18 protein-coding genes are annotated in these 21,778 nt (G+C 31.3%); 7 read left to right on the plus strand and 11 right to left on the minus strand.

Annotated features, from left to right (window positions below):
* Positions 1–27: 27 nt before the first annotated feature.
* The 3 genes from ABD690_RS04405 to ABD690_RS04415 are packed head-to-tail and all read right to left on the minus strand — an operon-like array spanning position 28 to position 2,310.
* On the minus strand, positions 28–486 hold the full coding sequence (locus ABD690_RS04405) for a hypothetical protein (protein ID WP_344727490.1): 459 nt from the start codon (positions 484–486) through the stop codon (positions 28–30).
* The gene (locus ABD690_RS04410) at positions 476–1,684 is read right to left on the minus strand and encodes an ABC transporter permease (RefSeq protein WP_344727492.1); all 1,209 of its coding nucleotides are present in this window, start codon (positions 1,682–1,684) and stop codon (positions 476–478) included. Before ABD690_RS04410 ends, ABD690_RS04405 begins: the two co-directional genes overlap by 11 nt.
* Positions 1,681–2,310, minus strand: coding sequence for an ABC transporter ATP-binding protein (locus tag ABD690_RS04415; RefSeq protein WP_344727494.1), 630 nt, complete (start codon positions 2,308–2,310; stop codon positions 1,681–1,683). The genes ABD690_RS04410 and ABD690_RS04415 overlap by 4 nt, the downstream gene beginning before the upstream one ends.
* 360 nt (positions 2,311–2,670) lie before the next feature.
* Between ABD690_RS04415 and ABD690_RS04420 the strand changes: the two genes are divergently transcribed.
* The 4 genes from ABD690_RS04420 to ABD690_RS04435 all read left to right on the plus strand — a co-directional run bounded on the left by ABD690_RS04420 (position 2,671) and on the right by ABD690_RS04435 (position 5,994).
* Positions 2,671–3,057: a MerC domain-containing protein gene (locus ABD690_RS04420; protein WP_344727496.1), complete on the plus strand. Its 387-nt coding sequence runs from the start codon at positions 2,671–2,673 to the stop codon at positions 3,055–3,057.
* Between the two features lie 184 nt (positions 3,058–3,241).
* Entirely contained in the window at positions 3,242–3,832 is a 591-nt protein-coding gene (locus ABD690_RS04425; protein ID WP_344727498.1) for a HupE/UreJ family protein, read from the plus strand.
* 98 nt (positions 3,833–3,930) lie between these two features.
* Complete coding sequence (locus ABD690_RS04430) at positions 3,931–4,362, plus strand: deoxycytidylate deaminase (protein ID WP_344727500.1); 432 nt, start codon at positions 3,931–3,933, stop codon at positions 4,360–4,362.
* Between the two features lie 42 nt (positions 4,363–4,404).
* Positions 4,405–5,994 carry a S41 family peptidase gene (locus ABD690_RS04435; RefSeq protein ID WP_344727502.1) on the plus strand — a complete coding sequence of 530 codons (1,590 nt, stop codon included), beginning with the start codon at positions 4,405–4,407 and terminating at the stop codon, positions 5,992–5,994.
* Here the strand turns inward: ABD690_RS04435 and ABD690_RS04440 are convergent.
* On the minus strand, positions 5,991–6,593 hold the full coding sequence (locus ABD690_RS04440; protein WP_344727504.1) for an FAD-dependent oxidoreductase: 603 nt from the start codon (positions 6,591–6,593) through the stop codon (positions 5,991–5,993). The two genes, ABD690_RS04435 and ABD690_RS04440, sit on opposite strands and share 4 nt — an antisense overlap.
* Positions 6,594–6,799: 206 nt before the next feature.
* A complete protein-coding gene (locus tag ABD690_RS04445) occupies positions 6,800–7,381 on the minus strand; it encodes a MarC family protein (protein ID WP_344727506.1) in 582 nt (193 codons plus the stop codon).
* A gap of 88 nt (positions 7,382–7,469) precedes the next feature.
* On the opposite strand from ABD690_RS04445, the gene ABD690_RS04450 reads away from it, so the two are divergent.
* The gene (locus tag ABD690_RS04450) at positions 7,470–8,036 is read left to right on the plus strand and encodes a DUF3109 family protein (RefSeq protein WP_344727508.1); all 567 of its coding nucleotides are present in this window, start codon (positions 7,470–7,472) and stop codon (positions 8,034–8,036) included.
* Here ABD690_RS04450 and ABD690_RS04455 read toward each other — a convergent pair whose 3' ends face one another.
* The 3 genes from ABD690_RS04455 to ABD690_RS04465 form a co-directional block, all read right to left on the minus strand.
* Positions 8,037–9,998, minus strand: coding sequence for a tetratricopeptide repeat-containing sensor histidine kinase (locus tag ABD690_RS04455; RefSeq protein ID WP_344727510.1), 1,962 nt, complete (start codon positions 9,996–9,998; stop codon positions 8,037–8,039).
* A 1-nt stretch (position 9,999) separates the two neighbouring features.
* Complete coding sequence (locus ABD690_RS04460) at positions 10,000–10,734, minus strand: LytR/AlgR family response regulator transcription factor (RefSeq protein ID WP_344727513.1); 735 nt, start codon at positions 10,732–10,734, stop codon at positions 10,000–10,002.
* A gap of 294 nt (positions 10,735–11,028) precedes the next feature.
* Positions 11,029–13,320: an inorganic phosphate transporter gene (locus ABD690_RS04465; protein ID WP_344727515.1), complete on the minus strand. Its 2,292-nt coding sequence runs from the start codon at positions 13,318–13,320 to the stop codon at positions 11,029–11,031.
* A 294-nt stretch (positions 13,321–13,614) separates the two neighbouring features.
* On the opposite strand from ABD690_RS04465, the gene ABD690_RS04470 reads away from it, so the two are divergent.
* Positions 13,615–13,971 carry a toxin-antitoxin system YwqK family antitoxin gene (locus ABD690_RS04470; protein WP_344727517.1) on the plus strand — a complete coding sequence of 119 codons (357 nt, stop codon included), beginning with the start codon at positions 13,615–13,617 and terminating at the stop codon, positions 13,969–13,971.
* A gap of 72 nt (positions 13,972–14,043) precedes the next feature.
* Here ABD690_RS04470 and ABD690_RS04475 read toward each other — a convergent pair whose 3' ends face one another.
* On the minus strand, positions 14,044–16,914 hold the full coding sequence (locus tag ABD690_RS04475) for a TonB-dependent receptor (RefSeq protein ID WP_344727519.1): 2,871 nt from the start codon (positions 16,912–16,914) through the stop codon (positions 14,044–14,046).
* A 151-nt stretch (positions 16,915–17,065) separates the two neighbouring features.
* Positions 17,066–18,334, minus strand: coding sequence for a hypothetical protein (locus ABD690_RS04480; RefSeq protein ID WP_344727521.1), 1,269 nt, complete (start codon positions 18,332–18,334; stop codon positions 17,066–17,068).
* A gap of 212 nt (positions 18,335–18,546) precedes the next feature.
* Between ABD690_RS04480 and dgt the strand changes: the two genes are divergently transcribed.
* Entirely contained in the window at positions 18,547–19,887 is a 1,341-nt protein-coding gene (dgt, locus tag ABD690_RS04485) for a dGTP triphosphohydrolase (RefSeq protein ID WP_344727523.1), read from the plus strand.
* Positions 19,888–19,896: 9 nt separating this feature from the next.
* Here dgt and dxs read toward each other — a convergent pair whose 3' ends face one another.
* On the minus strand, positions 19,897–21,669 hold the full coding sequence (dxs, locus tag ABD690_RS04490; protein WP_344727525.1) for a 1-deoxy-D-xylulose-5-phosphate synthase: 1,773 nt from the start codon (positions 21,667–21,669) through the stop codon (positions 19,897–19,899).
* Positions 21,670–21,778: the final 109 nt, after the last annotated feature.

Consider the following 21,778-nt stretch of genomic DNA (forward strand, 5'->3'; position numbering starts at 1 on the left):
AGGCTTTTTTTATTGCTTGTTTTTTACCTAAAAGTCTTCGTTAGGTATGGTTTTCATGATTTTACAGTTTTTTAGAATGTAGTTGAAGTGTTCTACATCATCAGCATTAAGCTCTAAAGTTCCTGTAACCATGATAAAATCATCAGTGTTATGTGTTTGTTTTTTAGAAAATTGTAATTCTATAGCTGTTTCGGGTCCGCCTACTCCACAAAAAAAGCAAGATGCCATTGGGTTTTTTGATAAGATATAGGTGTTCTCTTCTGGCGAAACATCAAGAAAGTATCCAACAATAGTTATTTCTTTACCGTGTAATTCTTTTACTTCAGGGCTGAAATTTGGATATAAAAAAGTGTCTTCAAAAGCAGGAAAATATTTTTCAGAAAATTTTACGTTTGATAAATCCTTCCAAGTGACTTCTTTTTGGCTAAAACATGTGAAGATGTTACATGTTATTATTGCTATTATAAGTACTAAATTATTTTTCATTGCTTAATATTTTTGAAATGTTCATTTTTATTATTGGGAGTATTGATAATGAAATTGCTACAATAATCATTATAAAAACCCATAAGCTTGTTTCTAATATATCTGTATATGATATGCTTTGTACAATATTTTGTTTGTATTGATTTTCTATCATGTTGTATACTATGATTAAACCAGATTGTGATATAAGTATCCCTAAAATTGTGGCAAGGAATCCAATTGTAAATCCTTCGTAAGCCACAATTTTAATTAACTGAAAATTGCTGGCTCCATAGGTTCTTAATAACGCTAAATCAAAAGCACGTTCTTTTACCATTTTAAATAAGCTAATAAATATAGTAATACATGAAATAACTAAAATGATATAAGCTATCCAAGAAACGATTTTTACACCAATTCCTGTAAATTGAAATAAGCGTTGTATCTCATATTTAGGCAAAGCGGCTTGAAAATCTGTTTTTTCGTTAATTTGTCTAGGAATTGTTAAAAGTCCCATAGGGCTTTTAAAAGAAATAAGTAATGATGTTACTTCTTTGTTTTCATCATCATGATGTTCATGAGCTTCTCCGGCTTCATGCGCTTCATGATCATGAGCATCCCAAATACTTTCTAAATTTGTTACTATAAGTCTGTCTATAACTTTTTGTGTTGGTTTATAAATGCCTACAACGGTTAGTGGTTCAGTATGCACATCCATTGTGTTGTCTTTAAAACCATGAGAGCTTAAAAACGTATCTCCTATTTTAAGACCAAGTTGTTGTGCAACGGTATGGCCTAAAATAACTTCCATAGGCTTTTTTATTGGTTTTCCTTCTTCAAGTTCAGCTTCATAAAAATTCGCAAATAATTCTGTTGTTCCTACAATTCTATATCCTTTGTAATTGTCACCATATGATATAGGTACTGCTGTTTTAATTAAAGGGTTTTTACCTATTTTTTTTGCTTCTTTATAAGAGATATTGCCAGTAGGATTATCTATATGCATAATAGAGGCTAATACTAATTGCAACGGACTTCCTTTGGCGCCAATAACTAAATCAATATTACCTAAACTATTATCAAATTGTTGTTTTACTGAAGCGTCTAATTGCTTTATGCCTAAAAGTAATCCAATACTAATTGCTAAAGAAAGAATACTTAAAAACGTATATAGTGGTTTATGAAATAGATTTTTTATGCTGATTTTCCAAATATTCATAACTCAAGGATGTTTTGAAACAACGGTTTTACTCTTTGATCATGTGTAATTACTATAAGGTTGGCGTTACTTTTGCTAGCTTGGTTTAATAGTAGCTCCATAACTGTTTTAGAGTTTTCATCATCTAAACTTGCTGTGGGTTCATCAGCCAAAATTAATTTCGGTTCGTGAATTACTGAAAGCGCAATGCCTAAACGTTGTAATTGACCTTCGCTTAATTCATTAATCTTTTTGAATTTACAATGTTCTATATCTAGTTGCTGAAGTAAGTTTGATATCGTAGAATCGTTAGCTTTTTTATTGCAAAATAGTAAGCGTGTTTTAATGTTTTCAATAACATTTAATGATTTTACGGCATAATTTTTTTGAAAAACTAAACCAATATTCTTACCAATGAATAAATCTAGTTGTTTTCTGTTTAATGTTTGTAGGCAAACATCGTCAATTGTTATTTTGCCGGTTTTTGGTTTTAGTAAACCAGCCATAAGGTGTAATAATGTTGTTTTACCAATTCCAGATTTACCTAGTATTAATAAAGATTCTTGATTTTTTAATGCAATATCAGGGAATTCAAGAATATTTTCTGTTGTGTTGTATTGGTATGATATGTTTTCTGTTTTAATCATACTTGTTTTTTTATCTATTTTTTTAGATTCAGCTCAAATCTAAAAGGATTGTTAAACTTTAAATATTAAGGCTGTAATTGTTGTTTGAAGATTGTGATTTAACTCAAAACAACAGTTGTTTTTTCTAATCAATTTTTATAAAATATCATTATTCAAAACTAAACAAAAAAAACCTACAAAAGTGTTAATGATATGTTGATAAAACACTGTTTTCATAAGTTAATTTTAATCGCAAAATTGATAGCAGTATACTAAATACATTGCTTAATTATAACGCTGGTAAAATATTAATGATACAATGTTGCAATAATAAGTGCTTTTGTTTATTATTGCAATTTAATTGCAATAATATTTGATTGAATGATATTAAAACTAAAAGCAGACAAATTAGGAATAGTTTCAAGTGGTTTATGTCTTGTGCATTGTTTGGCAACGCCTTTTTTGTTTTTAGCTAAAACATGTTCTGCTACAACTTGTTCACATGCGCCTGTTTGGTGGCAATCTATTGATTATTTATTCTTAATTGTATCATTTGTAGCTATTAAGCAGGCAACAAAAAAAGTAACTAAAAATTGGTTGCCAAATGTTTTCTGGATTGCTTGGTCTATACTGTTATTGGCTATAGTTAATGAAACTTTTGAAATAGTTTTAGTATCAGAGCTTTTTATTTATATACCTGCATTTGTAATAATCGGACTTCATTTTTATAATCATAAGTGTTGCAATATTCAGAAAGGTGTTAGTTGATTTAAAGGGTGTTAGCATTTGCATTTATGAGTGTGTTTGTAAAAATGTTAAGCCATTTTAGTGTTTGTCAAATAGTTTTTATAGCAAACTCTAATCTTTAGCATATTGTTTTTTGTGTGAAATGGAGAAGAATTCATTTTAAATTGTATTTTTGAAATTCAACCCAACCCTACAATAAAAAACTATGCTAGAAAATTTTTGGTTTAATGTAGAGTATGGTATTTACCATGTTCTAGATATAAATGCTTACGATCACGTATTATTTTTAATTGTTTTAACAGTTCCTTATTTGTTTAAAGATTGGAAACGTGTATTGTTATTAGTGTCAACTTTCACATTAGGACACACCTTATCACTTATTTTGGCTGCTTATAATGTAGTTCGTGTTAATGGTATCATTGTTGAGTTTCTTATACCAGTTACAATATTGGTAGTAGCGTTGTTTAATGTGTTTACAGCAGGAAAAGGCGCTCAAAAAGAAAAAGTAGGTGTTTTATTTTTTTCAACCTTATTTTTTGGTTTAGTACACGGATTAGGCTTTGCTAGAGAATTTCAAATTTTAGTAGGAAAGTCAGATAACAAAATATTAACCTTATTAGAGTTTGCTTTAGGTATTGAAATTGCGCAAATAATTGTGGTTATTGTTGTGCTATTTTTAGCATACATAATGCAAACAATTTTTAGGTTTTCAAAACGCGATTGGGTTATGGTAATTTCATCAATTGTAATAGGGTTAGTTATACCTATGATACTCAATAGCGACTTTATTTCTTAAATAAAGTAAAACTGTAACCTAAAGTTTTCATAAACTTCTACAATCAAGGTTGTAATTAAAATACGAAGCCTGTATCTTCGTTATAATGATTTATGCGTATGACAGATAATAAACAACTTAAGTATGATAAAGCATATTTAAGAATGGCTACAGAATGGGGAAAACTATCATATTGTAAACGAAAACAAGTAGGTGCCATTATAGTAAAAGATAGAATGATAATATCAGATGGATACAATGGTACGCCTTCTGGATTTGAAAACTTTTGCGAAGATGAAGAAGGATATACAAAATGGTACGTTTTACATGCCGAAGCCAACGCTATTTTAAAAGTTGCAGCATCAACACAATCTTGTAAAGGCGCTACCTTGTATATTACGTTATCACCATGCAAAGAGTGTAGTAAGTTAATTCATCAAGCTGGTATAGTAAGGGTTGTTTATAAACAAGCTTATAAAGACGACTCTGGGTTACGCTTTTTAAAAAAAGCAGGCATAGAACTTACATTAATTGATGACCTTAATGCTTAACAAGCGTAGGATGTTTAATTGATTATTTAAACAGAATTAATAATGAAAATTAGAAAAAAATATTTACCACTTCTTTTAGGTGTTGCCATTGCAGCCGGTATCTTTATTGGGGGTAAACTTAATTTTTCTGATGATTCTGATCGATTATTCTCATCAAATAGTAAAAAAGACAAGCTTAATAGACTTATAGATTATATAGACTATGAGTATGTTGATGATGTTAATACAGATAGTATTGTAGATGTTACTGTAAACGGGATTTTAGAAAATCTAGATCCTCACTCTGTATACATACCTAAAGAGGATATGCAACGTGTTACAGAAAACATGAAAGGAGATTTTGTAGGTATTGGCGTAAGTTTTTATACCTATAATGATACCATTACGGTAATACGAGCTGTTCATGGAGGTCCAAGTGAAAAAGCAGGTATTGTTGGTGGAGATCGTATAATCATGGCAGATAATGAGCCTATTTTTGGTAAAGACATCACCAATGACGAAATAATAAAAAAGCTTAAAGGTCCTATAAACTCAAATGTAAAACTAAAAGTATTTAGAAAAGGCGAATCAGAACTGTTAGATTTTACCGTAAAAAGAGATCATATACCAATAAAAAGTATTGATGCTGCCTATATGTTAAGTAATACGCTTGGTTATATCAAGATAAACAGGTTTGCAGAGTCTACTTACAAGGAATTTAAAACAGCACTAAAAAACCTTCAAAAAATAGGGGCAACAGAACTTGTTTTAGACTTAAGAGGTAATCCTGGAGGCTTTTTAACAATTGCCGAAAGTATTGTTGATGAGTTTTTAGAAGAAGATAAACTTATTCTTTTTACAAAAAATAAACGCGGTAATATAAAGAAGAGTTTTGCCACCAAAAAAGGCGATTTTGAAAAAGGCAAAGTTTATGTTTTAATTGATGAAAATTCAGCATCTGCCAGCGAAATTGTAGCAGGCGCCTTACAAGACAATGACAAAGGTACTATAGTTGGTCGCCGTTCTTATGGAAAAGGATTGGTACAACGTGAAATGGAATTAGGAGATGGCAGTGCTGTAAGATTAACAGTGTCTCGCTATTACACACCAACAGGACGTTCTATTCAACGCTCTTATGACCATGGTAATAAAGATTACTATGACGATTATTTTGAACGATTAGAACGTGGAGAATTGCTTGATCCTGAAAAAATACAAGTTGCAGATTCATTAAAATTTACAACCCCAAAAGGAAAAGTTGTATATGGCGGCGGCGGAATTATACCTGATGTATTTGTTCCTCTAGATACAAGCATGCAAAATGAAACCCTAACATTTCTGCAAAGACGCGGATTCATTAGTTATTTTGTGTTTGAAGAATTAGATAAAAATAGAGAAGCTTATCAAAATTTAACAAGAGAAAACTTTATTTCTGATTATGAGATTGATGACGAAATGGTAATTGCTTTTCAAGATTATTTAAATTTTAAAACTAAAGCAAATATCACTTTTGTAGCTTATAATGATGAAGTGAAGTTATATATAAAAGCGACATTAGCAAATCAATTATTTGGCAATGGTGCTTTTGAAGAAGTTATAAATCAGGATGATATTATGATTGATGAAGTTTTAGAGCTTAATTCAGCTAATTAAATCTTATCATGAACCTTGGTGTGCTTTCCGTTATTCCAAAGCGTTAAAATATCTGTACCAACTTGAGATCCGCTACCAGCCGCAATTGCAAACTGACTACGCCAACCTGCCAAAGTACCTGCAACATACATGCCTTTAGTTACTAAATGATCTTCGTTTTTTAACCAAATTCTATCCTTTTCAATAGCTGCTCTTGGGTGAGGGCCAACATAGTTCTCTAGGCCTTTTATAGTTAATAAATTGGTGTAACCAACAGCAATGACTACTAGCTTTGTTGCGTATGTGTTTTTGTTTGTTACAACGATGTAGCCAGTATCGGTTTGCGTTATTTGAGAGACTTTTTCTTCATCAATTTGTTCAACATGAGGATATAAATCAGTCAATTGCTGTTTGCCATTATTTAAAATAGAAAGTCCGGTTGTACCAGGATTAAGTCCCAAAACATTATTAAATAATGCCGTGTTTAAGTGTGATGTTTTTTGGTGAGTAATTATTCCAGTACGTTTATCTTTTGCAAAATCTTTGTTTTTTGCAGAACCTAGAATTAATGCGCAAGATAAACCTGCAGCACCACCACCAATAATTAATACATCAAACATTATTTTTTTCTTTTATCTAGTTTTTCAATTTTTTTTGAAACCCTTAATATTTGTAATAACAAAATAGCACATAATGATGCAAAAATTGTTATTAGTGCAATTACGCTTTCACCTTCTAGTAACGCGTCATAATTTAAATTTGTTAGGTTGTAAATAATTAAAATACACGCAACAACTGTAAGTAATGGAATGGCTATTTTCATAAACTAAACGAATAATGCTTTTATATTATGAGCAAAAAGTTTTACTGCAATGGCTAGTAGAATAACTCCAAAAACTTTTCTAATTATATTAATCCCGTTAGGACCAATTAAACGCTCTATTCTTGAAGATGTTTTTAATACAATAAAGATAATTAAAACATTTAATATTACAGCAACAATAATATTCTCTATTCTAAATTCGGCACGTAATGATAGCAACGTAGTCAAACTTCCTGGTCCAGCTATCAAAGGGAACGCTAAAGGGAATACAGAAGCTGTCATAGCTGCATTTTCATCATCTTTATATAATGTTATGCCTAGTATCATTTCTAAAGCAATAAAAAATAAAATAAAAGAACCAGCAACAGCAAAACTATTTACGCCAACACCAATTAGTGACAAAATATTCTGACCTAAAAACAAAAAAACAATCATTATTATACCAGCAACAAGAGAGGCTTTTTCGCTTTGTATATGACCAACTTTTTTTCTTAAGTCTATAACAATTGGTATATTTCCAATAATATCTATTACAGCAAATAAAACCATAAAGGCTGTAAATATTTCTTTAAAATTGAGTTGCATAATATTATGGGTTTAATTTTTTTGCAAAAGTAACCATTAATAATTTTTTACAATAAGATTTAAAATAAAGTTTGCCTATTTTTGCAACATGTTTCAATTAGGAAAAACCATAGTTTCAGAAGATATAATCCAAAAGGATTTTGTTTGTAATCTTTCTGCGTGTAAAGGCGCTTGCTGTATTGATGGTGATGCTGGAGCACCACTTGAAAAAGAAGAGGCTGATATTTTAAAAAAAATCTACCCAAAAGTAAAACCCTTTTTACGCAAAAAAGGAATTCAAGCCATAGAAGAACAAGGTACATTTATTACGACTGAAGATGACGAGCTAGAAACACCACTTATTGATGGTGCAGATTGTGCCTATGTGATTTTTGATAACAAAGGAACTGCACTTTGTGGTATTGAAGAGGCTTATAATCAAGGTGAAATTTCATGGAAAAAACCCATTTCTTGCCACTTATATCCAATAAGAGTTAAAGACTACAGTGAGTTTTCGGCTGTAAATTACCATAAATGGCATATATGTGATGATGCTTGCTCATTAGGAAAAGAACTTCAAGTGCCAATATATAAGTTTGTAAAAGAAGCTCTTATTAGAAAGTTTGGTGAAGATTGGTATATGGAGCTTGAAAAAGTATCAAATAATTACCGATAATCACGAAGCTTTGCTTGCAAGGTTTTTTAAAGGTATTTTTACTATAACTTTTGTTCCTGTAGGTGTATTATTATCAGAGTATAAATCTTCTATTTGAATACTGTATTGAGCGTTTAAGTTTTTTGAAAAGTTATCTAGTCTAGCTTTTGTAATATTTAAACCAACAGACTTTCGTTGTAATTTACTCTGACTTTTTATTTTTTGAGAAGCAACACGGCCAATGCCATTGTCTGTAATAGATATTGTAACGTATTTGTTAGAGTTTTTGCTTACCTGTAATGATATTTTTTTCTCTCCGTTTTTTGACGAAAGCCCGTGCCATAAGGCATTTTCTAGAAAAGGCTGTAAAATAAGTGAAGGCACTTTTATATTAGACAGACTCACGTTTTCATCTATAATTACATTGTAATGTATTTTATTTGAAAACCGAATATTTTCAATATTCATGTATAGCGTCATTGTTTCTAATTCATTTTCTAGGGAAATTTCTTTTTCGGTTGAAGCAATGAGAATTTTCCTGATAAGTTTTGAGAACTTATTTAAATAGTAAACAGCATTTTCTTTCTCGTTATTTATTATGTAGAGTTTTATAGAGTTTAATGAATTGAAAATAAAATGTGGATTCATTTGGTTTCGCAACATTTCTTGCTCTAAAGTGATTATTTTTTTTTCATTTCTTAATTGATGTTGCCTGTATAATATAAATAATATAGCACCTATTAATGCAATACCAACAAGACATAATATGAGTACACGTTTGTTTTGAGCTAATCTTATTTTCACTAACTCATTTTCATTGGCTAAAGCTTTAATTTGATTGTTTTTCTTTTCACTTTCATACTTAATGATTAAATCATTTACATATTGCAAGTTGCGCTCATTGGTTAGTGTGTTGTCAAGTTCAATATGTTTCTTGTAGTAATTTAAAGCTTCTTTGTAGTTTCCTACCTCGTTATTATATTCAGATAGAGTTTTGTAAGTCTCAATTTTAGAGGATTTTAAATTGTATTTTTCTGCAATATTTAATGCGGTGTTTAAATTTTTCTCAACGTTTTTTAAGTTGTTTAACTTCAAGTTTACAAGACCTAAATTTAAATAAGAAGTAGCTATGTAATACTGGTCGTTTATATTTAAAGCTTTTTTTAGTGCGCTATTAATCAATGGTAGAGCTTTTTTGTTTCTCCCTTGTTTTATATAAATACCAGCGATACTATTGTAGCAGATTACACGACCTATTTCAGAGTTTATATCATTGTTATACTTTAATGAGCGTTGGTAATTGTTTAAAGCGCTTTTAAGTAGCCCTTTTGCTTCTTGTGCATATCCTATATTATGATAGTTTATAGCAAGACCTAATTTATTATCAGAGCCCACTTCTATAGTTAGCGACTTTTGAAAAAGTCTTATGGCTAAATCATATTGTTTTAATGCTAAATAGATGTTTCCCATGCTGTTTTGAGATACAGCAATACTTCTTTTTAAGGCAAGTGATTGTGGGTTTGCGGTTTCAGCAAGATCAAGTGCTTGTTTATGATAGTCTAAAGCAGAACGTATGGCATCCATACGCCTGTATACAACTCCTAGCATATTCAAACTTATGGTTTCAAGCTCTATATTTTTTGTTTTTTTTGCTAGTTGTTGAGCTTCTGTATGTGCGTTAATAGCTTTATCATATAGTGATAGGTTTCGGTATACAATACCAATCATGTTAAGAGCGTAACTTTCTCCTTCGTAATAGTTTGTTTCTTTACTTTTTTTTGAAAGATACATCATTTTTAGAGTGTCAGTTTTGAAAGCTCTAAATGTGTTGTCTATATCTTGATAGTTTGATGTTTTAATATCTATAATACTATCTACTAGTGTCTCAAAATAGTTTTGAGAATACCCTTGATAAAAACTCATGCTTATAAGAAAGCAAAGCACTTTTATAAATAAGCTATAATATGTAGATTGAAATGGCATACTATAATTTTTCTAAAAAATCTGATTTACGCTGTCTAGCTACAGGTATTTTGTCATCAGAATCCATAATAACATAACCATCACTTTTTATAAACTCTTTTATTTTGTTTAGGTTTATGATATAGCAATTATGTATTCTAAAAAAGCAGGTTTCAGGAAGTATGGTGTTGACTTCTTTAAGTTTTTTTGTAACAACTATTTTTTTGTCGTTTACCATGTTAAAGGTACTGTAATTACCATCAGATTCTACAAAAAGAATATCATCCGTATTTACAAATATCAATTTTCCGTCAGTGTTTATAGATATTTTTTTCTGATTTAATGATTCATTAAAATTTAAAAGTACTTCTTCAACCTTTGATACGGTTAAATAATTGGTTTTGTGTTTTTTTAATTTTACTATAGTGTCATGTAAGTCATCAGAATCTATAGGTTTAAGCAAGTAATCTATGGCTTCATTTTTTAGAGCTTTAAGCGCATATTCGTTGTAAGCAGTAGTGATAACAACAGCAAAGTCTTTTTTTTCTAATTTTTCTAAAAACTGAAAGCCATCCATAGTTGGCATATTAATATCTAGAAAAACACAGTCTGGCCTATTGGTTTTTAAATAAGCTAGTGCCTCTTCGGGCTTGTTAAAACTGCTGATTATTTCAATGTCTTCTCTAAAATGAGTGAGTTCCCAAGTTAAGCTTTCTATAGCTTTAGGTTCATCGTCTACAATTATTGCTTTTATCATATTATCAAATATAATAATATCTAGGGTTTTGTTTTTAGTTGTTGTAAGGTTGGTAGTGTTTTGTGTGTAAAGCGCTATTTATTTTAAGAAAAATTAAAATTAAACATGTTATAATTACCAATAGTACATTATTTTGTACCAATTATACATTTTTTATTAGTGTTTCAGATAATTTTATAGATATTAGCGTTGCTATTAATCAAAAACGCAGTAGTTTATTTTAAAGGGGTAAACTATTAAAAAAGCCAGAATTATTTCTGGCTTTTTATATTTAATAGGTATGTGAGGTTGTTATTACTCTTCTTCGTTTTTAGCTTTTTCTATTATTTTAGCTGGTTCTACAGTGTCATCATGAGCATTATGATACTCTTCAAGTAAATTCATAGTAGCCGTTAATAGATCTTTAGTTTCTAAAAGTAAGCTAAAATACAGTGTAGTGTTTTTAGGACTCGATTCTTCAGTACGTGTTCTTTCAACTTGTTTTTGAATTTTTTCGGTAACTAAATTAAAAATTCCACGTTTGTTATTTAAGATGTTTCCTATCTCTTCAAATGATTCTGAATCAAAAGCAGCTTTAGTGTCTTTAAATAAGTTTTCTAAACGTTCATCAACATCTTTAAGCTCTTTTATTTGGCTAAACTTAAGTTTTTTGTGATTGTTGTTTATGTGCTTGTAACTTGCTTTAGATATGTATTCTAAAGATTGTGTCATATCTTGTAAATAACCTAAAATGTTGATGTAAAAATTACTTGCTGTAAGACTAGGTTCTTCTAGGTTTTTTATGAAATAAAATAGGTTATCTCTCAAATCATCTATTTCATTAGATAATTTTTCAATGTTCTTTTTATTCTTTTTTAGCGATGATAGGTTTTGTGTTGCTAACCCATTTATAGCACTTGAATAAATCTTGTTTCCTCGTTTTACAACATTGGCAATGTTTTTTGCACTTTCATGAATCACTCCTTGTGTAGAACTACTTTCTGCTCGCTCAAGGCTATCTTCAGCTTTTTGTTCAAGAGATTTTTTTCTGTGTGATAAATAGTTTTTTACTAGTAATATAGCGGCTATTGTAAGTAAAGCTGTTAATGCATAAGCTTTGCCATAAAATAAAATTAAAGCCATTAAGGCAGCAGCAGCAAAGGCACTTAATGCCGTGAAAAACCATCCGCCAATTACATTTAATACTCCGGCAACTCTATATACAGCGCTTTCACTTCCCCAGGCTCTATCAGCAAGTGATGTACCCATTGCAACCATAAACGTTACATAGGTTGTAGAAAGAGGTAATTTCATAGAAGTAGCAATAGATATAAGTACGCTAGCAACCATAAGGTTTACAGCAGCTCTAACTAAATCAAAAGCTGGTAAATCTTGGCTTTTTGTAGCTGCATAGTTCATTTTTGGCTTTGTAAACTTGGTGTCTATTTTCTTTCTTGTATTTTCAGGAAGAATACTGTTAAACCCTTTTGACATAGCTATAGCAACTCTTACAATACCTCTAGATAAAAAGTTAGGCTCAAAGCGTTCTTTAACATCTTCTTGTCTAGATAAATCTACTGATGTTTTAACTACAGCTTTAGCTTTGCTTGAAAACCATAATGTAAGTACCATAATAAGTCCTGCAATAAGTAGCAAGTAGGGTTGTGTTTGCACTTTTTCAGCAAGTATTTCCATACTAAACTCTGAAGGTAATATACCGCTAGCAGACCAAGCTTCAAATGAATTAAGAGCTGCAATTGGTACACCAATAAAGTTTACCAAGTCGTTACCAGCAAAGGCAACTGCTAGAGCAAACGTTCCTATTACAATAATAATTTTATAAATATTTACTTTAAAGAAAGAAATAATAAGCATTGAGATTAAAGACCAAGCAATAAAGCTAATGCCTATAAATGCAAATGTATTTTGCGTAATGACTTCAATAAAGCCAGCATCCATAAAAGAAGCACTTTTTAAACCTTTTATAAGAATAAAGTACATGATGGCACTTATTGCAAAGCCACTAAAAATAGCTCCGTACCAAGAAGGTTTTTTTTGAAAATTGAATGATAAAAGTATTCTTGATATGTATTGAATTATAGCACCTATAGAAAAAGCAACAACCACAGAGAGTAAGATTCCCAGGATAATTTCTATGGCTTTTTCATTATTAATATATTGGCTTAAATCAAATAATGTTTGCGAATCGTTAGCAGAGATTTTAAGTAAAGCAACGCATACTGAAGCTCCTAATAATTCAAAAACAATTGAAACTGTAGTTGATGTTGGAAGGCCGAGCGTATTGAAGAAATCTAGCAAGAGAATGTCTGTTATCATGACTGCCATGAAAATAATCATGATTTCATCAAACATAAATTGGCTAGGGTTAAATATACCTTTCCTTGCAACTTCCATCATACCGCTAGATGACATTGCTCCCATAGCAACACCTAAACTGGCTACTATCATGATTGTTTTAAAAGAAACAGCCTTTGAACCAATTGCTGAATTAAGAAAGTTAACAGCGTCATTACTAACACCAACAACAAGATCTGCTATTGCTAAAACAGCAAGAGCAACAAGCATATAAATGTAAACGTTTTCCATTTAATCAATAAAAAATAGACATATTAGGTTGCAAATTTCCTATTTTATTAGCAACAGTATGTTAAGCCAATGTTATGTTCTTTTTATTTGTATATGAGTAAATGCTTCAAAATAATGCATTTTTCTGCCTTATTTTATAGCTCTAATGTTAAGTTTTTAATTATTGAATTTTTTAAAGGCCTACAAATCAATTAATTATAACTTCAATGTTAAGCCAGTGTTAACTAAATGTTTTTTAAATGTAAATTAATACATATATTTGTTAAGAGAAGTTTAATTAATAAATATTAAGTTATGAAAAAGATAGTATTAGTAGTTATTGTGTTATGTGTTAGTTTTTCTTTTGCTCAAGAAAAGATTAGTCCTAAAGTAGAAAAAATTGGTGATAAAACAGAAGTAACTTATTATTATGATAATGGTGTTGTAAAACAACATGGTTTCTTTAATGAATCAGGTAAATTACAAGGTACTTGGACTAGTTATGATTTACAAGGAAATAAACTTGCTATAGGAAATTATGATAATGGTAAGAAAGTAGGTAAGTGGTTATTTTGGACAAATGAAACACTGAATGAAGTTGATTTTAAAGACTCTAAAATAACAAGTGTGAATGAATGGAAAAGTAAATCTAACATTGCGTTAAGAGACTAATTCGTTAGTGAAAAAATAAAAAAACCCTTTTCAAGTTATGAAAAGGGTTTTTTTATATAATGAGTTCTGTAATTAGAATTTATAGCTGTATCCTAATGAGAATTCTGTTCCTGGATTTCTTTGAGTGAAAATTAAATCACTTGCTCTAAATGACTCATAAAGACTTTCTCTTTCATCTCCAAGTATGTTATTTATCTTTAAATCGATAGAAGACTTCTTCTCTTTACCAAACTTCTTGTTTATTGTAAGGTTTAAGCTATGGAAAGGTTGGCTATATACATCTGGAACAATACCAGAACCAACAACTTCTAAAGCTTTACCTTGTACATTGTAAAATAAACCTGCCTGAAAACCGATATCTTCATTATCGTAATCAAAACCAGCATTTATTAAATATGGCGATTGCCCTTGAAGCTCTCTTTTGTTATCTATAGATTCTCCTGTTCTTGCAGCAAGAAGACGTCTTTCATACTCAATATCAGACATTGTTAACTCTGAATAGATATAAGAAACATTTAAATTAAGCTTTAATTTTTCTAAATTTTCAGTAACAAATCCAAAGTTTTGTCTAAACTCAAACTCCGCACCAAAAACTGTGGCATCACCTAAATTAGCTACCGTAAATTGTTCAGAAGAGTTTGGGAAAAATACTGTTTCTAAAGGGTCTTTAAAACCTTTGTAAAAACCACTTACAGCAAACATTTGTCCTTTGTCTCTAAACATTTCATAGCGTACATCAAAGTTATTAATGTATGTAGGTTTTACAGCGTCATAAATAACAGATCCATCTTGGTCAAATATACCAAAACCATTACCAATAAATGTTCTATTGGTAATAGGATCAAATATTTGTATTCTAGAAGCTTCTTTAAAAGAAGGTCTTGCTGTTGTTCTTGAGTAAGAAGCACGAACGTTTGATTTTTCTGATAGTGAATAAATAACATTAGCAGATGGATAAAAATCATGCTTGTCTATAGTATTTGCTCTATCATAAACATCTCCTTGGGCTGTTTCTCCAGTATAGTAAAGTTGGTATAACTCCGTTCTTAATCCTAAAACAGTTTTTAGATTTTCACTTAAGTTAAACTCATTAGAAAGATATACTGAATAAACTTGTTGTTCACCTTCATAAGCATTTGAAGGCTTAAATGTTTGATTGTTAGAAGTTGCTACTAAATGGGTTCCGTTGTCATTTTCAGGAGTCCATAAATTTTGATTCATAAGTAGCAAGTTTGTATCGCCATTAGGAACTGTTAAGTTTGTAGCTGTCATAAAGAATTCATCAATACTGAAATCTCTAAACTTGTAAATAAAGTTACCACCTATTTGAAATTTAGCAGGTCTTCCGAATAGTTCGTATTTTTTATCTAAATCTGCTTTAAACACCCAGTTTTCTTCAAGTAAACTTCTCCAAATTCTAGTAGGGTTTGTAGTTGTACTTGGGTTGATTATGTATTCGCCTTCTTGAGTTACTAATAAAGGTGTGATTCTATGGTCTTTATCTTCTACTTTAGAGAAAGAAGGCGATAGTGTCCAGTCAAGCCCCCAACCAGTATCAACACCTAATTTGTGGCTACCACTTAAGTTAAAGTTTGTAATCGATCTTTCAGTATAAAGTAAAGCGTCTTTTACAACATCTTCGTAAGCGCCACCAGTATTATCTTGAGATAAATCTTGGTCAAAATAACCAGCTGAAGACTCTCCGTTTTGGATGTGTAATGTTGTAAATTTGTATTTAGATAAATCTGTTTTATACGCCAAACCTACTAATGCATTAACAAGTACTTCGTTTATACCTTCAGAACCTTTTGTGTAAAGAGAGTAACGTGGTTGATAATTGTTTTTGTCTGCAGCTTTTATGGTTCCACCGTCAATTCTATCTTCATAAAACGTAGTGTTGTTTTTGTAAGAAGCAGATGCTAAATACCCAATTTTATTACCGTTTTTAAGCTCGTATTGATTTCCTGCTGTAAACCCTAGGCTAAAGTTTGGATTACTTGTTGCTTGTTCAGCTTTAAGTTGTTTTTGAAATCTATTAGTTAAGCTATTTAATAAAAGCTTGTTTTCAAAAGTTCCAGGAATAGGTTGATATCTGTTTATAGGTCTGTTTCTTGTGCCATCATCGTATCCAAAAAAGTCTGTGTCTCCACCATCGTATTTTAAATAGTTGTCTTTAAAGTGCATGCTTGGGTTAAAACCAAAACCTACTGAAATACTATATTCTGCTTTTGTAGGAAAGTCTTTGGTAACCACATCAACAATACCACCTGTAAAGTCTGCAGGGTTATTTGCTGCTGCAGATTTAACAACCAATACGTTGTCTATAATGTTAGTTGGAAAAATATCCATAGGAATTGTATTTCTATCAGGATCTAAACCAGGGATGTCTACACCATTTAAAATAGATTTAGTGTAGCGATCACCAAGACCTCTAACGTATACATATTTTCCTCCTTGAACTGATACACCAGGAACACTTTTTACAGCACTAGCAATATTGCTTGCTCCTGTCTTTTTTATACTTTGAGCTGATAAACCATCTAATACAACAACAGATTTTCGTTGCATATTAAGAACAGCGTTTTCTGTGTTTCTTTTTATACTTGTTGTAATTACAATTTCATCTAGAGCATTAGGCGCTAATGTCATATCTAAAACAGTAACATCATTACTTTTGATTACTACATCGCTAACTTCTTTGGTTTCATAACCAACGTAAGAGAATACAATGGTGTAGGTTCCAGGTTCTAATTCTAAAGTATATTTACCATCAAAATCAGAAGATGTTCCTTTGCTTGTGCCTTTAACTAAAATATTGGCAAATGGTAGCGGATCAACAAATTCTCCATCAATTACGGTACCTGTCACCTTTCCAGTTTGTGCATAACCAAACAAAGTAATAAACAACAAAGATAGCGTGATTAGTATTTTGTTTTTTTTCATCTGAGCTTTTTGTTATTTCTTAACTTTCAGGTGTTACTATAAAAAAATAGAGTTTACATTCCTATAGTGTTTCCTAATCTTTAAGAAAGATTTTAAAAAAGCACTAAAGCCTCTTAAAGGATAGCTTTAGTGCTTACAGTTATATTATTGTTTAGAAGTTTAATGCTCCTGCTTCACTAGCGTATGTCCAAGTAAATACAGAAGTGTCTGCTCCTACAGTTTGAGAACCTTCAGTTACTGCAGTTGCTTCAGAACCGTAGTTTGGAGTAGGTGTAGTACCTGAAGCTGTATTGTTAAATATGTCTAACACGTTTGAAATACCAGCTGGTAAAACAACTTCCCAGTTAGATAATGTTAAGTCTCCATTGTTATAGTTAGTAGCAACACCATCGTTATCTAATTCAACATCAGAGCTATCTTTAAATCCAAATGCATAAATATTGTTGTTTGCTCCCATTGCGTTACTTCTAAAGTCAGCATACTCACCAGCAGCAGTATCAAGATTACCTTTCATTGTAACATTCTCAAGTGTGTAAGAACCAACAGCAGATCCTTCTGGACCATCAATCTCTAATGCGTGGTCAGAGCTTGCTCCTAAAATGATAACAGCATTGCTTACAGTACCAGAATAAGCTTGGTCAATATCTAAAGCATCATCTCCTTGAGCCCATACTAATAGGTTTGAAGCGTCAACAGTTCCACCAAAGAACTCAACACCATCATCAACGTTACCAACAACCTCAACGTGGTCTATTTCTGTAGTTCTACCAACACCACCTAGTGTTAATCCGTTTATTTCATTTCCATCTCCAATTAAAGTACCACCATGTCTGATTGAAACGTATTTGAATTTTCCTGAATCATCATCAGCATCTGTACCACCGTAAAGACCAAAAGTATCATCAGCAGGGATACCTTCAATTTGAGTTTCTTCAATATCTCCTGAAAGAGAACAAGGAGCATATCCAAGAATTAAAACACCACCCCAAAGACCACGATCGTCTTCATCTAGGTTGTCTCCTGAAGTTTGTCCACAAGAAATATTATCGCTTTCAGAAGTAAAAATTATAGGCTGGCTAGGAGTACCAACAGCATTTATTTTACCACCTCTAGCAACGATTAATGCAGAAGATAAAGAACCTTGACCAGCTCTACCTTTTATAATTGTACCAGGCTCTATTGTAAGAGTAACATCTTCTTGAACAACAACTTTTCTGTCAAGAATATAAATATTGTCACTTGTCCAAGTTTCATCTATCGCAATACCACCAGCCTTAATAATAGTTGGGCAAGTCTCCTCATTACCACTGTTTTGGTAAATAGTAGTTTCTTCTATAACTATAGGTGTGTCATCATCTTTAAAACAACCTGTTAAAGTTATTGATAATAGGCCTATAACGGCTAATGTTAATTTTCTCATTGTGTTTTTGTTTTGCGTTTTTGTAATTATAGTTTTTAAGTAAAAATCTTTCGGCAAAGAAACTCTTAAAGTGTAAAGTTTAAGTTATGCAAGAATTAAACATCTGTAATGAAAAGGTTAGATTAATGTTATCTGTTATTTGATTGTTTTCATGATTCGAAACAATTATTTAACATTGAAAATAGTATCTTGCAATTCATTTAAATTACATTATGAACTGGGAACAACTACTCTCACTAAAACGATTTGGAGATACTAATAAACGATTGCGAAAAGAACAAGACGAAACAAGACTTGGTTTTGAGGTAGATTATGATCGTATTATATTTTCTTCAGAATTTAGAAGCCTTCAAGATAAAACACAGGTAATTCCTTTGTCAAAAACTGATTTTGTTCATACAAGGCTTACACATAGTCTTGAGGTCAGTGTTGTAGGAAGAACATTAGGAAGAAAAGTAGGTGTGAAAATTCTTGAAAAACATCCACATTTACAAAGTGTTCATGGATATCAGCCTAATGATTTTGGTGCTATTGTTGCAGCGGCAGCATTGGCTCATGATATAGGAAATCCGCCTTTTGGACATTCTGGAGAAAAAGCTATTGGAGAGTATTTTAAGTCTGGTAGCGGTAATTTTTTTGAAGATAAACTAACAAAAAAAGAATATCAAGATTTGTGTGACTTTGAAGGCAATGCCAACGGTTTTAAAATTTTAACCGAAAGTCGTTCAGGTAGAATAGGAGGTCTTCGCTTAAGCTACGCAACTTTAGGCGCTTTCATGAAATACCCTAAAGAGTCATTACCTAAAAAGCCAACGCAACATATTGCTGATAAAAAATACGGTTTTTTTCAGCAGGATAAATCTGCATTTATTGATGTTGCAAATGATTTAGGTCTTATAAAAAAAGAGGAAGATGATGCGATAAGTTTCTCAAGACATCCTTTAACCTACTTGGTTGAAGCTGCTGATGATATTTGTTATACTATTATTGATTTTGAAGACGGAATTAACCTAGGCTTGATTAATGAAGATTTTGCTTTAGAATATTTGATAAAACTTGTAAAAGATTCTATACAAATAAAAAAATACAACCAACTTACCAATACCAAAGATCGTGTTAGTTATTTAAGAGCACTGGCTATAAATACGCTAATTAATGAAGCTGTTGAGGTTTTTGTTGCTAATGAAGCAGATATATTAAATGGAACATTTTCTGTGTCTTTACTTGATAAGAGCAAGTATGAAGCACAAATAGATGATATTATAAAAATAAGTGTAGCTAACATTTATGAATCTAAAGAGGTTATTGATAAAGAAATAGCTGGCTATGAAGTTTTAAAAGAGCTTTTGCACGTTTTTGTGGTTGCAGCTACAAATAAGCATAATCAGGAAATGTCTAATTATGATAAGTTAATTTTGAAAGCTTATCCTTCTATTTATAATGCGTCTGATTCACTTTATGAATGCTTGTTAAGAATCTGTAATTATGTGTCATTACTTTCTGATAGTAACGCTATTTTAACTTTTAAAACATTAAGAGGTAATCGCTTATAGTGTTATATTTTACAGGTAAGTTGAAAGTATTTGTTTAATGCTATCAGCATCTATAGAACAAAGTTTTTGTAGTTCATCAATAGAGCCTTGTTCTATAAACTTATTAGGGATACCCAAATTTTTAATACTGTTTTTGTAGTTGTTAGCAGCGGCAAACTCTAAAATGCTACTACCAAAACCGCCAGTTATAACACCATCTTCTATTGTAATTATAGAGGTGTGATTTTTCATTATATCATGTAGTAGTGTTTCATCTAGAGGAGCTACAAAGCGCATATCATAATGCGCAATTTTATCATGATTATTAATACTGTTAATTGCTTCTGTAACATTTTTTGAAATAGCACCAATACTTAAAACAGCAATGTTGTTACCCTTTTTCAAAAGCTTGCCTGTTCCTATTTTAATCTCTTTAAATGGTTTTTTCCAGTCTAAAGTTATGCCACGACCTCTAGGGTATCTTATTGCAATAGGTTGTTTTAAGTTTCCCATTTGAGCTGTAAACATGATGTCTCGCAACTCAATCTCATCTCTAGGTGCAAAAATTGTCAAATTAGGAATACATCGTAAATAAGCCAAATCAAAAGCACCATGATGTGTGGCTCCATCTTCACCAACTAATCCAGCTCTATCTAAACAAAAAACCACAGGCAGTTTTTGTAATGCTACATCATGAATTATTTGATCATAAGCGCGTTGCAAAAATGTTGAGTATATGTTACAAAAAGGAATAAGACCTTGTGTTGCCATACCCGCTGCTAGTGTTACAGCGTGTTGCTCTGCTATGCCTACATCAAAAGCTCTGTCGGGCATTTCACTCATCATATATTTTAAAGAACTTCCCGTTGGCATTGCTGGAGTAATTCCAACAATGTTTTTGTTAGTCTTTGCTAGTTCTAAAATGGTTTTTCCAAAAACATCCTGATATTTTGGAGGTTGATTTATGAAAGCTTTTTTTAGTAACTCACCAGTTTTTGCATCAAATTTCCCCGGGGCATGATATTTTACTTGGTCAGTTTCAGCTTGTTTTAAGCCTTTTCCTTTAGTAGTGATAACGTGTAAAAGTTTAGGGCCACTTATGGTTTTTAATCGCTTTAATTCATCAATTAACTTATGAATGTCGTGTCCGTCAATAGGGCCGGCGTATTCAAAATTTAAAGCTTCAAAAATATTGTCTTGCTTTTGAGTGCCTTTTTTTACGTTAGTAAGGTATTGTTTCAAAGCACCAACACTCGGATCAATACCAATGGCGTTATCATTAAGAATTACAAGCAGATTTGTGTCACTTACTCCTGCATGATTTAAACCTTCAAAAGCCATGCCGCTTGCAATAGAAGCATCGCCAATAACTGCGATATGTTGTGTTTGTGTATCGCCTTTTAGTTTTGATGCCATAGCCATGCCTAATGCTGCAGAAATAGATGTAGAAGAATGGCCTACGCCAAATGTGTCATAAGTACTTTCTTCTCGTTTGGGAAACCCACTTATGCCTTTAAATTGTCGATTTGTATGAAAGGTAGATCTTCTGCCGGTTAGTATTTTGTGTCCGTAAGCTTGGTGACCAACATCCCATACTAACAAATCACTAGGCGTGTTAAAAACGTAGTGTAAAGCTATGGTAAGTTCTACAACACCCAAACTGGCGCCTAAATGCCCTTCTTTAGTGGCAACTATATTTATAATAAAGCCTCTAAGCTCTTTAGAAAGTTTTATAAGTTGGTCTTTTTCTAAAGCTCTTAAATCTTTTGGAAATTTAATAGAATTTAAAAGAGGCGCTGTCATTAGGGTTAATTATTTGCAAAATTATGATAATAAATGTTTGAATTCACGAAATTCAAAATAATAATTTAAAGTTTTGTTGTAAATATCAAACTTCCATAGCTATATTTGT

The sequence above is a fragment of the Corallibacter vietnamensis genome (assembly GCF_039537875.1).
Taxonomy (GTDB): domain Bacteria; phylum Bacteroidota; class Bacteroidia; order Flavobacteriales; family Flavobacteriaceae; genus Corallibacter; species Corallibacter vietnamensis.

Coding starts and splice junctions, on each gene's coding strand:
- ABD690_RS04420 (WP_344727496.1), top strand. CDS start 2,671: ATGATATTAAAACTAAAAGCAGACAAATTAGGAATAGTTTCAAGTGGT.
- ABD690_RS04465 (WP_344727515.1), bottom strand. CDS start 13,320: ATGGAAAACGTTTACATTTATATGCTTGTTGCTCTTGCTGTTTTAGCA.
- ABD690_RS04460 (WP_344727513.1), bottom strand. CDS start 10,734: ATGATAAAAGCAATAATTGTAGACGATGAACCTAAAGCTATAGAAAGC.
- ABD690_RS04450 (WP_344727508.1), top strand. CDS start 7,470: ATGTTTCAATTAGGAAAAACCATAGTTTCAGAAGATATAATCCAAAAG.
- ABD690_RS04405 (WP_344727490.1), bottom strand. CDS start 486: ATGAAAAATAATTTAGTACTTATAATAGCAATAATAACATGTAACATC.
- ABD690_RS04425 (WP_344727498.1), top strand. CDS start 3,242: ATGCTAGAAAATTTTTGGTTTAATGTAGAGTATGGTATTTACCATGTT.
- ABD690_RS04445 (WP_344727506.1), bottom strand. CDS start 7,381: ATGCAACTCAATTTTAAAGAAATATTTACAGCCTTTATGGTTTTATTT.
- ABD690_RS04470 (WP_344727517.1), top strand. CDS start 13,615: ATGAAAAAGATAGTATTAGTAGTTATTGTGTTATGTGTTAGTTTTTCT.
- ABD690_RS04440 (WP_344727504.1), bottom strand. CDS start 6,593: ATGTTTGATGTATTAATTATTGGTGGTGGTGCTGCAGGTTTATCTTGC.
- ABD690_RS04480 (WP_344727521.1), bottom strand. CDS start 18,334: ATGAGAAAATTAACATTAGCCGTTATAGGCCTATTATCAATAACTTTA.
- ABD690_RS04475 (WP_344727519.1), bottom strand. CDS start 16,914: ATGAAAAAAAACAAAATACTAATCACGCTATCTTTGTTGTTTATTACT.
- ABD690_RS04410 (WP_344727492.1), bottom strand. CDS start 1,684: ATGAATATTTGGAAAATCAGCATAAAAAATCTATTTCATAAACCACTA.
- ABD690_RS04435 (WP_344727502.1), top strand. CDS start 4,405: ATGAAAATTAGAAAAAAATATTTACCACTTCTTTTAGGTGTTGCCATT.
- ABD690_RS04430 (WP_344727500.1), top strand. CDS start 3,931: ATGACAGATAATAAACAACTTAAGTATGATAAAGCATATTTAAGAATG.
- ABD690_RS04415 (WP_344727494.1), bottom strand. CDS start 2,310: ATGATTAAAACAGAAAACATATCATACCAATACAACACAACAGAAAAT.
- ABD690_RS04455 (WP_344727510.1), bottom strand. CDS start 9,998: ATGCCATTTCAATCTACATATTATAGCTTATTTATAAAAGTGCTTTGC.
- dgt (WP_344727523.1), top strand. CDS start 18,547: ATGAACTGGGAACAACTACTCTCACTAAAACGATTTGGAGATACTAAT.
- dxs (WP_344727525.1), bottom strand. CDS start 21,669: ATGACAGCGCCTCTTTTAAATTCTATTAAATTTCCAAAAGATTTAAGA.